This is a genomic window from Paenibacillus sp. J5C2022, assembly GCF_025567625.1.
In the GTDB taxonomy this organism is placed as follows: Bacteria; Bacillota; Bacilli; order Paenibacillales; family Paenibacillaceae; genus Pristimantibacillus.
This window is the reverse complement of record NZ_JAOQJC010000007.1, coordinates 161933-175885: the sequence shown is the minus strand read 5'-3', so window position 1 is coordinate 175885 and position 13953 is coordinate 161933. Positions and strand designations below refer to the sequence as shown.

Annotated in this window: 8 protein-coding genes; all 8 read left to right on the top strand. The window is 55.1% G+C overall.

Translation table 11 applies throughout. The annotated features are described in order from the left end of the window. Positions 1–13: 13 nt before the first annotated feature. The 8 genes from M6D81_RS08130 to M6D81_RS08095 all read left to right on the top strand — a co-directional run bounded on the left by M6D81_RS08130 (position 14) and on the right by M6D81_RS08095 (position 13933). Positions 14–1783, top strand: coding sequence for a hypothetical protein (locus M6D81_RS08130; RefSeq protein ID WP_262676357.1), 1770 nt, complete (start codon positions 14–16; stop codon positions 1781–1783). 226 nt (positions 1784–2009) lie between these two features. Further along, the gene (locus tag M6D81_RS08125) at positions 2010–3140 is read left to right on the top strand and encodes a cytochrome P450 (protein WP_262676356.1); all 1131 of its coding nucleotides are present in this window, start codon (positions 2010–2012) and stop codon (positions 3138–3140) included. Between the two features lie 629 nt (positions 3141–3769). Next, on the top strand, positions 3770–4225 hold the full coding sequence (locus M6D81_RS08120) for a UPF0158 family protein (protein WP_262676355.1): 456 nt from the start codon (positions 3770–3772) through the stop codon (positions 4223–4225). A 224-nt stretch (positions 4226–4449) separates the two neighbouring features. Continuing rightward, complete coding sequence (locus tag M6D81_RS08115) at positions 4450–6036, top strand: TIGR02677 family protein (protein ID WP_262676354.1); 1587 nt, start codon at positions 4450–4452, stop codon at positions 6034–6036. After that, positions 6018–7226, top strand: coding sequence for a TIGR02678 family protein (locus M6D81_RS08110; protein WP_262676353.1), 1209 nt, complete (start codon positions 6018–6020; stop codon positions 7224–7226). The genes M6D81_RS08115 and M6D81_RS08110 overlap by 19 nt, the downstream gene beginning before the upstream one ends. A gap of 14 nt (positions 7227–7240) precedes the next feature. Then, entirely contained in the window at positions 7241–11380 is a 4140-nt protein-coding gene (locus tag M6D81_RS08105) for a TIGR02680 family protein (protein WP_262676352.1), read from the top strand. Next, positions 11377–12816, top strand: a complete 1440-nt coding sequence (locus M6D81_RS08100; protein WP_262676351.1) for a TIGR02679 domain-containing protein — start codon at positions 11377–11379, stop codon at positions 12814–12816. Before M6D81_RS08105 ends, M6D81_RS08100 begins: the two co-directional genes overlap by 4 nt. A 583-nt stretch (positions 12817–13399) precedes the next feature. Beyond that, positions 13400–13933: a YceI family protein gene (locus tag M6D81_RS08095; RefSeq protein ID WP_262676350.1), complete on the top strand. Its 534-nt coding sequence runs from the start codon at positions 13400–13402 to the stop codon at positions 13931–13933. Positions 13934–13953: the final 20 nt, after the last annotated feature.

Genomic DNA, 13953 nt, shown 5'->3' with positions numbered 1-13953 from the left:
AGGGAGTGACGATATGAATATTCGGCTAACATGCTCCAGAGAGACGGGGATGGCGGCGGAAGCGGAAAGAATTCTGCGTGAGAGAGTGCCGTTATCTGGAGGCGGGGCTGAACCGCTGATGCTTCATGTTCTTTATCGGGAAGAAGCGCTGGACGGATACGGCTTGGAGTTGTACGAAGACGAGCAATCCGGCGGAGTCAAGGCAGTTGTAGGAGCGAGCGTTCCCCGCAATTTCATTGCGGGGACAGGAGAATTGCTGAGCCGCTTGCTTGCAGCGACCGATAGCGGGACGGCAGATGGGGCAGGCGGGAATTCCGCCGAAATCCGCTTAAGCGGGGAAGCGGCAGGCGGGCTTGCGCTTGGCAGATGGGAAAAGAGAGCCGACGTGCAAGAACGGATTCACTATATGCCCGGCCATTTCGGCAATTCATTCGAAGTGTGCTGGAGCGGTGAAATGCAGCGTTGCTTGGAGGACTTGGCACTCGCCGGAGCGAGTGGCTACGGTGATTGGTTCGACCCCAATGATATGCCGGACCCTTATCATTCCCATGTGTATCACAGCACCTCCATGTTTCTATGGAACCGCAAGAAGGAATGGCTGACAATCAGTCAGCGCCTGGGTCTCGACAATGTGCTCGTCATTACGCCCAATGTAGGGTTCGTCGATCAGATGCGCCCGGAATGGGTAGGCGTCCGCGATCATGCGAAGCAGGTGCAGGGACAAGTGCTCTGCCCGTCGAACAGCGCTGCCCGTAAAGTCATATTGAACAATCACAGCCAATTGTTCGCCGATCTGAAGGCTTCCGGCATTAAGATTCAGAAGGTCGTCTATGCGCCATATGACGACGGAGGCTGTGCATGCGAGCGTTGTCAGCCCTATTATCCTGTGTTTCTTCAGTTGGTACGAGACGTGCAGGTGATCATTCGGTCATTTTTCCCGGAAGTCCAGGCCGATATTTGCGGCTGGTGGACATCTCCTGAAGAAAGAGAGCAGCTGGCGCAATTCGTTGAGGGAGAGGCCAAGTCGTGGTTCGGCTCGTTCCAATACAGCGCGGCATACGATGTGTATGCGCTGCTGCCCGATTTGCGTGCCGTTATGGGAGAGCGTATGGCATTGGGCTGCTTTTTGCACATCGGGTTTTCCCGCGACCGTAGAGATGTATATATAAAATCGGGTATTCACAGCGCGGGAGAGCGCATGCAATCCGTCATCCGGTCATTTGCGAGTCAGCGCTGCACGGGGTTTATGACCTATAACGAATCGTTCGGCGATCATTTCAACGCTTTTGTGGCCAGCCGCTTGGGCTATCGCATGGAAGAGGATCTACATGATATCGTTTCCTTCTACGGCCGTCTGATACTGGGGCTAAGAGGGGCTTCCTTGCACAAGCTGGTCGGCGTCCTGTTGGAGATGGAGGGGCTGGATGCTTCTCGCGCTGCCGGCTGGGAGAGAGCATTGGAAGAGATCAGGACGGATGTACGCGTGAGCCCTGTTCAACCCTGGGCCTTCGAGCATATTGTGCTGAAGGCTCGGCTGATGGCGCTGGACGAGGGGATTGAGCGGCAGCTCGATAACGGCATCGAGCTCGAGCATGCCTTGCCGGATATGGAGCGAAGGCTGCTGTTAAGCGAGCAATTATGGCGGCAAGTGTACGGATTCGGCGTATTAAGACATATTCTCATCCCGGACAGGATGCTTCCTGAATGGTATGGGAAGTACAAGGCGCATAAAGCGAGGGATGGGGGACTGCTGCGGAGCGGGGCGATGCATAAGGATGCTTGAGGATTGAAGGGGCGTAAGACGATCGAATAGCATTCGTCGATTGGAGAAGGAGTATGAACCGGGCATGCTTGCATGATCCGGTGCATGCTCTTTTTCTTTGCCAGCCGGTAATCATCAACGTTGACAAAATGCAGGAAGCGACGCTACAATAGAACTGACTAGTCAGTACAAAGTGAGATGTTGAATGGATAGTATCCAATAAATCCGATGAAGGATGGTGGAGAGAATGGAATGGCTGTCGACGGAGGAACTGATTCCTTTGCAATGGTACAGGCGGATGAGAGCGGAATCGCCGCTTATTCATACCGAGGATGACGCATGGTCCTGTTTTTCTTATGATGCCGTCAAGACGGTGCTGACCGATTATGAGCATTTCTCCTCGCAATTCAACAAGGAACCGTCGCCTAAAGAGCCGATCGAATCCAGTGTGCTCAGAATCGATCCGCCTAGGCATAAGCAGATGAGAACGCTGGTGTCGAAAGTATTTACGCCGAAAGCGATTGAAGAAATGGCAGCTCATATTGCGAATATAGCAGGGAGCCTGCTGGACGAAATGGCCGGAAATAGCGATTGCGATTTCGTACGGGATTTCGCCAGCCCGCTGCCGATCATGGTCATTGCGGAGATGCTGGGCATCCCTTACAGGGACCAGGAACGATTCAAGGCGTGGTCCGACGCGCTCGTAGGCAATGATTATGACCAATATCTGCGGTGTCAGGAAGAGATGAGCGTATATTTTGCCGCCATCGCTGCCGAGAGAAGGGTACACCCCCAGCAGGATTTGATCAGCAAGCTGGTGCATGCCAGGGTGGACGGCGAGAAGCTGGACGAGGTGGAGTTGATCGGCTTCTGCATGTTGCTGCTGGTGGCGGGCAACGAGACGACGACTAATTTGCTTTCTTCCGCAATGTTATGTCTGGATGAAAGACCTGACTTGTATAGCGAGCTTGCTGCAGACCGGACGCTTGTTCCGCCCACTGTGGAGGAGGTGCTTCGCTACTGTTCGCCCGTGCAAGCTATGCCGAGAAGGGTGGCCAAGAGCACGGAGCTCTTCGGACAGCAGCTGAGCGAAGGTCAGTATGTGAACGTCTGGATCGGATCGGCCAATCATGACGAGAGGGTGTTCGCCAGCCCGGAGATGTTCGATATTCGCCGCAAGCCGAATCCGCATCTCGCTTTCGGCCAAGGTATCCATTTCTGTCTGGGCGCCGCACTGGCCCGGCTGGAAGCGAAGGTCGCCTTGTCCGCCTTGCTGAACCGCTTCCGTATGGTGCGCAGAGATCGTTCAGTTCCATTGGAGAGGCTGGACAGCAGCATCATATTTGGCGTGAAGCGCTTGCCTATTGCGTTGATGTAAAGTAGTGTGAATATGTGCAAGAATCCCGGTCGATAGCGGCCGGGCTATTGTCCGTGCGTGGCCCCACTTCGCATGAGAGTGAGATATCGTTCGTTAATGTTTTGGGGAGCTAGTTGGCGAGTAGCGTTACCCCTTCCGGAGTAGAATGTTATTATCTGATGTTCGACGTTGGGCGTTGGGCGTACGGCGTTGGGCGTACTTTGTTTGGTTTTCGTCGTTCGGCTTTCGTCGTTCGGTGCATCTACATCTAACTGGATTTCATGTCGTTAATTATGTCGGAATATTGCTTTTGGTCACAGTGAAATGGATTTTATGCTACTATTTCGGCTAAAAGTCGAGATGTTGTGCGGTTTGTCCGGAATCAACTGTACTTAATCCAGTTATAGGATGCGAGGGCGAAGAAACAGTAACATTAATGGCATAAAATCCAGTTGAACGAAACCGCTTGACGCGGTAGTGTCGTGAGCGCTTCCAATTAGCGGTGTCCATTCTGTATGGATACAACTTTACGGTAACTTTATGGTGTACATCGAGTATTGCTCACTACAATCCGGCCATGGTTTTTTGACTGATCCGAGGGTTATAATAATAGTAATAGTTGAAAACTTCCGATGAAAGAGTTGATAGACGTGAAGTTGATTAATGAACTGATCGATGCTTATTTGGACAATCATCTTGAGCATCCCTACTATCTTGATCTGCAGACAGGGGAAGTCGTTCTGGATTTGGGCGCAGTGTATACAGGTGAACCGGGTATCGATTGGGACGATGAAGAAAACGAGGAACGATATGTCGATATTCCCAAGGTCGGCTCGGACGAGGCATACCGAATAATGATTAAATTTGCTCAGCGGACGCCCTCCGACCCGGAGGACAAGCTGTTTGACGCTTTGAACGAAAATAGACCTTTTCGCAAGTTTAAAGATATGATCTATAGATTGGATTTGGAAGACGAGTGGTATGCGTTTGAACGTGACTATGCTGCGGAACAGTTGAAATACTGGCTAGAGCGCAATGATTTGGACTATAAAGAGCTAAGCGAAAAGTACAATCAACATCATACTGACAGTAAGTGGGATCTGTAACAATTGGGGGGGAAGATATGTTGAACATGAGCTGCAGAAGCTGCACCCTATTGACAAAGCATCCCGTATTTATGTCGACTTTGTAGGCGTTCACCCTTTCATTGAATGAGACTAACCTCGGTAATAACTCCCACGCATTTTCCATCCGTCCCCATTTGCCAAATGTAGACAGCAGCTTATAAAATGATAGACATATGATAAGGAGAGTGGACGGAGGGAAAAGGATGTCATCAGGAATGACGGGCTTGCCGGCGCAATCTTTGCGAGGTGTGCCGGAACTGAAATACATTAACGCAGACAACTTGGTGCGTTATCGCGCCATCATGCGATTTTTCTACCAAGAGTACAAGAAGCTGAGATACTGGCTGAAGCCGGAAGAGGTATACGAAGCGCTCTTAGTCTGGAAGGTGTGGCCGGATTACACGCTGGATATGTGTCAGAACGATCTGAATCAGCTGGTAGAATGGCAGAATCTTACTTCTCGGCACGACGGCGGTCGCTCTTCTACGCTGGAGGAGTATTTGAAGAAGAAGATGCAATATTTTCTCCGGCCCTATTCCATCGAGATTGAGCGTCTGCTGGAGTCGCTGGAGAAGGTGACGGGCTTCGGCGGCTCTTTGGAGGCTTCGCTATTCGATACGATTGCCGAGAAGCTGTTCCAGATTCGCGGCGAGCATCACGAGCTGGACGGGGAGCAAGCGCTGGAGCTCTGGAATACGCTCTATCGTTCCTTTGTCAGTCTGCATGAGAATGCGGCCGACTATATGGCGAGTCTGCATACGGCTCGTGCGGAAGAGATGATGGTGGCGGAATCGTTCCTTATTTTCAAAGAAAAGCTGACGGACTATCTGCAAAACTTCGTTCAGGCGCTGCAAAGGAGCGCTTATCAGATCGAGGGTAATTTGCTGCGCGTAAATGACTCGGTAAGGGATATGTTCCTGGAGCGTGTCGTGGAAGGCGAGCTGAATAAGCCGCGTCTGGAGGAGGCGCCGGAGCGGGAGGAACTGCTGGATGAGCTGCGGCAAGGGTGGACGAACATTAGACGCTGGTTCGTCGGAGAAGGCAACTCTCCCAGCGAGCTCACGCTGCTGGAGCGTGCGACCAAGGATGCGATAGCCCGTATCGTTCGCAGCGCAATTCGGATACAGGAGCGGAAGCGCTCCGGCCTGAGCAGGAAGAAGGAGCTGGAGCATCTGGCCCGGTGGTTCCACGATATGGACACGGTAGACGATGCGCATCGACTGGCGGCATTCGCATTCGGTCTGTTCCCTACGAGACATCTGCAAGGGGAAGACTTGCGCGATTCCGATCAGGCGGATATGTCATCCTGGGACGAACGGCCGATGATTCGCATGCTCCGCTCGCGCAGTCGCAAGCGCGGCTCGCGCCCGCAGTCCGAGCCGGTGCGGAACAATGAGGAGCGGAAGCAGCGAGAACGCGAAGCCTTCCGTCTGAAGCAAGCGGAGGAACGAAGAATGCTGGAGGAGATGCTTCGGCGAGGCAGAGTGCGAATCTCTGAGCTTGGCGTCGTGACGACGAAGGAACGGCTGCGGCTGCTGCAATGGATCAGCCGATGCATGACGGCGGGACGAACGCATGCCTTCGTTACGCCGGAAGGTGTCCGCATCCGCCTGGCTCATACTCGGGCGGTGGAGCGAACGGTACTGCGGTCTGAGGATGGAGAGCTGGAGATGGCCGATTACGAGCTGTATTTCACACTGGCTGAAGCGGAGAGTCTGCAGGAAGCGGCGGCGGCGACGGAATTGCAGCTAGAGGAAGGGGGAGAGGTCGGATGGCATCAAGAGCAGTAAGCCGAGCCGCCCGGAAAGCCCGCAATGCAGAGCAGTTGGCCGAGCGCAAGCGTGCTTGCATGCACGCCTTGCTGAATCGACCATGGATTACGAAGGAAGATGACTCCGATATGTACTATGCCGTTAAGGAGCATTATGAAGAGCTGCGGGACTGGTTCATGGATAAAGCGGGGTTCCCTCTTCTTGTGACCAGAACGATTGCGAAGCTGGACAAGACGCCGGTGAGAGTTTATCCGTGGATGGGCATCGAAGAGTTCCGGGAGAAGAAGGATTACATTTTCTTTACCTATGGATTATGGTATATGGAAGGCAAGACGGAGCTGGATCAATTCCTGCTCTCCGATATTGTGGAGGAGATCCGCGAGCAGATGGTGACGGATGGCATGGAGGCGGACTGGCGCGTTTATTATGACCGATTGTCGATGGCCAGAGCGCTTAAGAAGCTACGATCGCTGGGCGTGTTGTACAGTGTAGACGGCGATGAGAGCGGCTGGGCGCAGGATGCGGAGCGCAACGCGCTCTATGAGTGCTCACCTACGGTCAGATATGTGCTGCGACGGTTCCCGCGCGACTTGACGGAATGTTCCCGTCTGGAAGAGCTGGAGGACCCGATTCCTTATGCGGATACGCAAGACGGACAGTCGATGCGCCGCAGGCATCGCGTCTATCGCAGGCTGCTGCTGGAGCCGGCCGTCACCGACCGGCAGTGGGACGAGGACGATCTGAATTATGTGCTATGGCAGAGAAGGGCGATCATCGATCAGTTGGACAAGAATTTTGGCTGGGAGGGCAGAAGGTATCGGGAAGGTCTGTTCTTCTTCCATCCGGAGCTGACGGGCGTGAGCGAGCTGTTCCCTACGCTGTCTGCAATGTCGGATCTGGCGCTGCTAGTCGCTGGCGAAGTTCGGAAGAGGCTGGCTGACGGAAGCGGACTGTATGTGGAGGAGAACGGTACGGTCAGACTGACGAGGGCGGAGATGGAGATGTTACTGTACCGGCTGCAGGAGAGACATAAGGAATACTGGAGCAAGGAGCTGAGGGAATCCGCATCGCAGGACATAGCCCGCCAGGTGATGAATCATCTCGGCGAGTGGGGGCTAGGAGAGTGGGAATCGGATCATTCCTTCCTCCTCTCCCCGGTGCTGGGCAGATGGAATGCGGAGTACGGAAATACGGAATTTGACGCATGAGGGGAGAGACGAAGTTGGATAAGCGAACAACGGATGCGCAGGCGTCCGGCAGGTGGATGATGAATCGAGTAGGCATTCTGAACTTCTGGTATTACGATGAAGAAGAATTCCAGCTGGAGGATGGAAGGCTTATTCTCCGAGGTGCGAACGGCTCGGGCAAGTCGGTAACGATGCAGAGCTTCCTGCCGCTAGTGCTGGATGGGGACAAGCGGGCGCATCGGCTTGATCCGTTCGGGTCGCGAGACCGGCGGATCGAGTTCTACTTGCTCGGAGACGATGAGGGGGGCAAGGGCAAGACGGATGCGACAGGCTATCTGTGGATGGAATTCAAGCACGGGACGACAGGCGCGTACAAGACGGTCGGCATTGGACTTCGGGCGAGAAGGAATGCGGCCAGCGTGCAGTTCTGGGGATTTCTGCTGGAGGATGGGAGACGTATCGGGCATGACTTCTGGCTGTATGACCATAACCGTTGGCTGGAAGAGGGAGTGCGGATGCCCCTGGACAGGAAAGAGCTGGACGGGAAGATGGGGAACGGCGGACAAGTTGTCCAGGATCAGAAGTCTTATCAGGATATGGTCAACAAGCATATATTCGGATTCGCCGATGTGGAGGCTTATCAGGATCTGCTGCAGCTTATGATTCAACTGCGCAGCCCGAAGCTGTCCAAGGACTTCAAGCCAACAGCGATCTACGATATTCTCCATGAGGCGCTTCCGCCGCTTATGGAGGACGAGCTGAGGCCGTTGTCCGAAGTGCTGGAAGATATGGACCAGATGACCGATCGGTTGGATGAGATCAGAAGACATTATAGTGAAGTGGTCAAGCTTCAGGAGCGATATGACTTCTATAATAAACATATTCTGTACAGCGGCTCGGAGGAACTGTTGCATGCGAAGTCATCATATGACGAAGTGGCCTCGCGAATAAAGGCTAGTCAAGCGGCCTATGCGGAGGCGGAGGAGGACCAGTCTGCGGCTGCTTCCGAGCGGGACGGCATTAGCGGCAGACTGCAGGAAATTGCGGCGGAGCGAGAGCTGCTGGAGAAGCATGAGGCGATCGGCAAGCAGAGGGAGTATGAAGCGGTGCAGCAAGCGCTGGAGGATACGGAGAAGCAACTGGAGCGTTCCAGGGATAAGGCGGAGCGGGCGTATCGTAAGCAACAGAGCTTGGAGCGGGAACAGGGGGATGCTTCGAGCCGAGCTGACGCTTCCGAGCGGGAGCAGCGCGAGCTGTTGGACGAGATGGAAGAGATGGCCGGGGATATGGAGTTCGCCGGGCATGCCGTCTATCATCGCTATTGGATGCCGGAGGTTCCTTCCGGCGATGCCTGGAGAGAGAGCTGGCGTAAGGATATTCGCCAGCATCGCGCGGCAGTGGAGACAGCGCTGGCCAAGGCAGTGCAAGCGAGAGAAGCCGGCGCCATGGCGAAGGAGCGTGAGATTGAACTGGGCGAGGCCAGCAGGCTGCGTGACGAGGCCGAGCGTGTCAAGGGCGAGCGAGAAGAGCAACTGGAAGCGATGAAAGAGCGGTATCGCGATGAAGTTGTGCGTTGGCGCAGCGGATTGCAGCTGCTGCAGTTCGGAGATGAAGCGGTGCGGGAGACATTCGGCGCGGTCCGGGAATACGGTCCGGAGCAGCCTTCTCAGGAGCCGATACGAGAGACGATGCTGAAGCAATACGCAGCCAGTCGCGAGGCGATGGTGGAGAAGCGGCTCGGTATGGAGCGGCAGCGGACATCGCTGATCGAGCTGCGGGACGGGCTGCAGGAGGAGCAGCGCAGCTGGGAACAGAGCAGAGAGCCGGAACCGACACGGAGCAGTGCGCGAGCGGAGTTCCGCAGCCGGACCGGGCTTGGCGGTGCGCCGTTGTATGAAGTGTGCGACTTCAAGGCGGATGTACACGACGAAGTGCGTGCGCGGATCGAAGATGCGCTGGAGCGCTCCGGCTTGCTGGATGCCTGGATAGCGCCGGATGGGCGAGTGACGGAATGCTTGCACGGCGATGAGGAAGCTTGGATCGTGCCTAGACCTGTAGCATTCGGCTATACGCTGGCGGATATGCTCGCGCCTGTTCCTTCGGAGGAGAGCGGACTGTCGGCAGAGGCGATAGATGCAGTGCTTCGAAGCTTCTTGTGGGAGGAAGACGGCGGCGAGCAAGGGTATGAAGAGTGGAGCGGGTTCGTCTCTGCCGACGGATCTTACCGGATCGGGCCGCTTGCAGGCAAGGCCGGCGTGAAGCCTCGCGCCGAATATATCGGCAAGGAGACGCGCAAGCGGACGAGACTGCTGGAGATTGCGCGGCTGGCCGATGAGATTGCAGCAGTGGAGTCCGAGCTGGCAGCGCTGGAGAGCAGCCTGCAGCAATGCAGGGAATCCGAGCAGCGATTACAGGCTGAGCGGGACGAGTTCCCGGTCGGTAAGGAGCTGGCAGACGGAGTGCGTATATTGCAGGAAGCCGGCTACCAGCTGCAGGCTGCGTTCCGGCAAGAGGAGCTGGCCAATGAGCGATACAAGGCGAAGTCGGAGGAATGGCGCGCGCTTCAGCGAGAGCTGTACGATCTGACTGCCGGATGGACGCGGTTGAAGCGTGAACGCGAATTGAGCGAAGCTGCGGCAGTCATTCGCGATTACGAAGGCGCCGTGTCCGAGTTGCACTCGGCTTGGCGGCAATACCGGGATGCGCATGCGGCATGGCAGCGGCATAAGACGGAGCTGGAGTCGGTTATGACGGAACGCGAGGACGAGGAAGCGCTGAGCGATGAACTGGATGAGCGCCGCCGTCGTCAGCGCGCTCAGCGGGATACGTTGAAGAGTCTGATCGAGGAGCTGGGTCTTGCCGATGTGGCGCGGAAGCTGGAAGAACTGAGATCGGAGCAGAATTCGCATCTGCAGCAACGCAAGAAGCTCGAAGAGCGTCTGGAAGGGGCGAGAGACCGATTGTCTCGCGCGGCAGCGCAATTGGAGCTATTGGGTGAACAAGCTGACGATCGAGAGCATAGACTTCGGCAAGCGGCGGATCTTCTCTGGCGGGAGCTGGACAGAGGATTGGTGGGCGAATGGCGCGAGGTGCTTCAAGCGATAGCTGACCGTACGTTGACAAGCGCTGCGCAGGGGCTTGCCAAGGAGATTCGTCGAGCGTATGAACCTGTATTCGCTGGACGTATCGCGGAGAACATCATTAATCGGCTGCTGGAGCAGTTCACCTCGGCTAGAATGCTGCTGACGGAATATGTGCTGCAGACCGTGGAGGATGAGGCGACAGGACGCATCCTGGTGCTATCCATGCGCAACCCGAATCAGCCTCTGCCGCCTCAGGCGCTGTTAAGCGAGCTGGAGCAGGATGAAGCGCAGCAGAGCGCCTTGCTCAGCGAGCGGGATCGCGAGCTGTATGAGGAGATCATCTTGCGGAGTGTCGGCAAGGCGATCCGCCAGCGTATTCATCGCGCCGAGCAGTGGGTGCGGGAGATGAACCGGCTTATGGAAGAGCGGGATACGTCAAGCGGCTTGAGATTGAAGCTGGAATGGGAGCCGAAGCCTTCAAGTGGCGAGCAGCAGCTCGACGTTCTGGATCTGGTCGAGCTGCTGAAGCGTGATGCGCACAGGCTTCGGGAGGACGAGATTGATGCCATGATACAGCATTTCCGTTCACAGATATCCGGAGCCAAGCAGTCCGCGCAGGAGGAGCAGGAGTCGCTGCGCCATCATCTGTACAAGGTGCTTGACTACCGCAACTGGTTCCGCTTCGAATTGAAGTATAAGAAGGGGGAGCAGACGGGTTATCGCCCGCTGACAGACGCGCGATTCAACGTGCTCAGCGGCGGCGAGAAGGCGATGGCGATGTATATTCCGTTATTCGCCGCTACGTGGTCGCGTTATTCCGATGCGCGCCATGACGCTCCTCGCCTTATCTCGCTGGACGAAGCGTTCGCAGGCGTGGATGAAGAGAATATGAGGGACATGTTCAAGCTGCTCACCGATATGGGCTTCGATTACATGATGACCTCCCAAGTGCTGTGGGGCTGCTTCGATACGGTGCCGAAGCTAGCCATCTATGAGATCTATCGTCCGAAGGATGTGGATTTCGTCACCTTGTTCCGCTACAGGTGGAACGGCAAGCGAAGAGAGTATGTGGAGAGCGGCGCAGAATCATGACGGGCGAAGGGACGCGAGCTGCCCGAGCGAGGTCTTACTTCTCTCAGCCCGGATTCGGACGGATACTCCGGGAGATCTGGGATAAGTATGCCGGTCTGGAGAAGGCGGGTGGCCACGCGGTCATTAAGTCCGCATCGGCGGAGGAGTGCGAAGTCATTAATGCCTTCATGGGCTGGTATAAGCGGGCGGGCGAAGATGTGCGCATTCCGCTGGCGGAGTTCCAGCGCGAGCTTCTGAACTCCGCTTTTCCTTATACAATTCCAGAGCTGCATGTTGTGATTACAGGAAGACCACTGCTGACGAAGAGTGACCGCAAGCTGGTGTCGGCAGAAAAGTGGCGAAGCCTGTTCAGCTCGATTAAACGGCTGCTAGGGCGGGAAGGGGCGGATTGTCCTTCCGTCGTCGCAGAGTGGATAAGCGGGCTGGAGCAAGGTGCTGCGGCGGGATACCGCACGCTTCGGGAGCTGTGGCGGCAATCGCCGGACAAGGCGGAGAAGGAGCTGTGGTATGCCGTTCGCGCTTGGACATTGTTGATCGCGATGCGAAGAGATGCCCCATTCGGCAACGGCAGGAATGAAGGCGACATGGCCATTCGGCTGCCGGTGCTTGCGGCGCAAGCTGTCGGCGATCCCCATGCACTGGACCGTAATACAGCGGCAGGAAGGCTGCTGTTTCAAGCCCTTCAGGCTTCGCAGTCGTCCCCGCTGGAAGAAGGCATTCATGGCGCTTCGGATGTTGCAGACGATTCCGGCATGGCGGCTGCAGCTTCACTTGGTGCAGATAGCTTGAAGGTGCGGGAGATTTATCGAGGGGCAGGAGTGCTTGATGACGACATATCTTCATCTGTCCATTACTATCTCCCTGTGAGCAGGCAAGCGCGAGGGCCTGGGGTGTTGACTTTAAGGCAGGTTGAGGCGGATCTGTGTCTGGAAGCGGTGACGAGAATTTATATTGTGGAGAATCCGGCGGTATTCTCTAGTCTGGTCGATTGGTCGGAGCAACGCATAAGAGATGGCATCGTCGGCAGTGACCGTCATACGGGACCCTTGTTGTTATGTACAAGCGGTCCGGCTAGCGCGGCGGCTCTGCGATGGATAGATCGTTATGTACAAGAAGAGCGGCTGGGAGGGAATATCTATTATTCCGGCGATTTCGACGTGAAGGGGATTGAGATCGGCAATGTGCTGGCGACTCGCTATGCCTCCTGCTTCAAGCCGTGGAGGTTCGACGCTGCTGCTTACGAATCCGGCTGCGACCATGCTTTCTCACCGGGAGTTGTGTTCTCCGACGAGGACTGCATGCGGCTTGGCAAGCTACAGGCAGTATGGGATCAGTTGTTATGCGACAAGATGAGCCGGAAGAAGCGCAAGCTGTATCAGGAAGAGATATTAACCAGCCTGATTTTCGATTGGCGGGCGGCATTAGGAATAGAGTAATGACTAATAGACGGTATACAGGAGAACGAAATGGCAAAGGGGAAGCCGGCATGATCGTAACAGTACTGACGATCTCGCCACCCAACTAAATGAAATGGATTTCATGTCGTTAATTATGTCGGAATATTGCTTTTGGTCACAGTGAAATGGATTTTATGCTACTATTTCGGCTAAAAGTCGAGATGTTGTGCGGTTTGTCCGGAATCAACTGTACTTAATCCAGTTATAGGATGCGAGGGCGAAGAAACAGTAACATTAATGGCATAAAATCCAGTTAGCAGTCTCGGTGTCACAATACTTCCCCCTTCATAACGGCGAGGGCGGGCAAGGGGAAACGGCGAGAGCGGGCAAGGAGAAACGGCGAGGGCGGACGAGGGGATCGGGCAGTGGAAGTTCACGATTGAAAAGCGCTTAACCGGATGATTCCGGACAGGCGCTTATTTTTTCGTTGGCGAAAAAAGTGCGAATAAAGGTGTTGACAGCGATATGTCTTTATATTAAGATAAATACAACAACATGATTATAGTTAGTTAATCACTATTAGTTAGTATTGGATGAAAAAACGAAAGCGGAGGTAATGACAATGACAAGAACGGCATGGACAGTAGACGCATCGCACAGTTCGGTGGATTTCTCGGTGAAGCATATGATGATTGCGAAGGTAAAGGGGACGTTCCATCAATTTCAATCCAGCATTGTGGCGGATGTGAACGATCTGACTACGGCGGACATCTCATTCAACATCGATCTGAGCAGCATTGATACCCGCAACGGAGACCGCGACGCTCATCTGAAATCGACAGACTTCTTCGATGTCGAGAAGTTCCCGACGCTCGACTTCAAGGCAACATCCATTGTGAAGACAGGGGAAGGCGAATACGAGGTCACGGGCAATGTGACACTGCATGGTGTGACCCGGCCAGAGACGTTCGAGGTGGCTTTCGAAGGCTCCGGCAAGGACCCATGGGGTAATATGAAAGCAGGCTTCAGTGCGACAGGCGCCATCAAGCGCAGCGATTACGGCTTGACGTACAATGCCGCTCTGGAGACGGGCGGGGTGCTTATTGGGGATGAAGTGAAAATCTCGCTGGATATCGAAGTTCATCAACAAGCCTAATGTTCATGTCGATGACCCTG

Excerpts from the sequence above, each read along its gene's own strand:
- M6D81_RS08130 (WP_262676357.1), top strand. The coding sequence starts at position 14 with ATGAATATTCGGCTAACATGCTCCAGAGAGACGGGGATGGCGGCGGAA.
- M6D81_RS08125 (WP_262676356.1), top strand. The coding sequence starts at position 2,010 with ATGGAATGGCTGTCGACGGAGGAACTGATTCCTTTGCAATGGTACAGG.
- M6D81_RS08100 (WP_262676351.1), top strand. The coding sequence starts at position 11,377 with ATGACGGGCGAAGGGACGCGAGCTGCCCGAGCGAGGTCTTACTTCTCT.
- M6D81_RS08095 (WP_262676350.1), top strand. The coding sequence starts at position 13,400 with ATGACAAGAACGGCATGGACAGTAGACGCATCGCACAGTTCGGTGGAT.
- M6D81_RS08115 (WP_262676354.1), top strand. The coding sequence starts at position 4,450 with ATGTCATCAGGAATGACGGGCTTGCCGGCGCAATCTTTGCGAGGTGTG.
- M6D81_RS08110 (WP_262676353.1), top strand. The coding sequence starts at position 6,018 with ATGGCATCAAGAGCAGTAAGCCGAGCCGCCCGGAAAGCCCGCAATGCA.